Origin of the sequence: Brevundimonas fluminis, from assembly GCF_003934285.1 — a bacterium.
Lineage (GTDB): Bacteria > Pseudomonadota > Alphaproteobacteria > Caulobacterales > Caulobacteraceae > Brevundimonas > Brevundimonas fluminis.
The window spans coordinates 1-1,233 of sequence record NZ_RQWJ01000009.1 but is presented as its reverse complement, the minus strand read 5'-3'; the positions used below and the strand labels follow the sequence as shown (position 1 = coordinate 1,233).

Genomic DNA, 1,233 nt, shown 5'->3' with positions numbered 1-1,233 from the left:
TGGCCTATGCTCGCCTCGCGGAGGCTCGCGGCTTGAGGCCTATCAGGCGATGATCTTGGAGACCACGCCGGCGCCGACGGTGCGGCCGCCTTCGCGGATGGCGAAGCGCAGCTTCTCTTCCATGGCGATCGGGGTGATCAGTTCGACGGTCAGCTCGGCGTTGTCGCCGGGCATGATCATCTCGACGCCTTCCTTCAGGTTGACGATGCCGGTCACGTCCGTGGTGCGGAAGTAGAACTGCGGGCGGTAGTTGGTGAAGAACGGCGTGTGACGCCCGCCCTCTTCCTTGGTCAGGATGTAGGCCTCGGCCAGGAACTTGGTGTGCGGGGTGATCGAGCCCGGCTTGCACAGCACCTGGCCGCGCTCCACGTCCTCACGCTTGGTGCCGCGCAGCAGCACGCCGACGTTGTCGCCCGCCTGGCCCTGGTCCAGCAGCTTGCGGAACATCTCCACGCCCGTGCAGGTCGTCTTCTGCACCGGACGGATGCCCACGATCTCCACTTCCTCGCCGACCTTGACGATGCCGCGCTCGACGCGACCCGTCACCACCGTGCCGCGGCCCGAGATCGAGAACACGTCCTCCACCGGCATCAGGAACGGCTGGTCGATCGGACGCTCCGGCTGCGGGATGTACTCGTCCACCGTCTTCATCAGCTCCAGCACGCGCTGCTCGCCGATCTCCGGGTTCACGCCGTCGGTCGCGGCCTTGGCCGAACCCTTGGTGATCGGAATCTCGTCGCCCGGGAACTGGTAGCTCGACAGCAGCTCGCGGACTTCCATCTCCACCAGCTCCAGCAGCTCCTCGTCGTCGACCAGGTCCACCTTGTTCATGAACACCACCAGAGCCGGCACGCCGACCTGACGCGCCAGCAGGATGTGCTCGCGCGTCTGGGGCATCGGGCCGTCGGCCGCCGACACCACCAGGATCGCGCCGTCCATCTGCGCCGCGCCCGTGATCATGTTCTTCACGTAGTCCGCGTGGCCCGGGCAGTCGACGTGCGCGTAGTGACGGTTCTCCGTCTCATACTCCACGTGCGCCGTGTTGATCGTGATGCCCCGCGCCTTCTCCTCCGGCGCCGCGTCGATGTCCTCGTACTTCTTCGCCGTCGCGCCGCCCGACTTCGCCAGCGTCATCGTGATCGCCGCCGTCAGCGTCGTCTTGCCGTGATCCACGTGACCGATCGTGCCGATGTTGCAGTGCGGCTTCGTGCGTTCGAACTTTTCCTTGGCCAT

1 protein-coding gene is annotated in these 1,233 nt (G+C 66.2%); it reads right to left on the bottom strand.

Annotation, left to right across the window (positions count from 1 at the left end; genetic code table 11):
• Positions 1-42: 42 nt before the first annotated feature.
• A complete protein-coding gene (gene tuf / locus EFJ44_RS13720; RefSeq protein ID WP_125257803.1) occupies positions 43-1,233 on the bottom strand; it encodes an elongation factor Tu in 1,191 nt (396 codons plus the stop codon).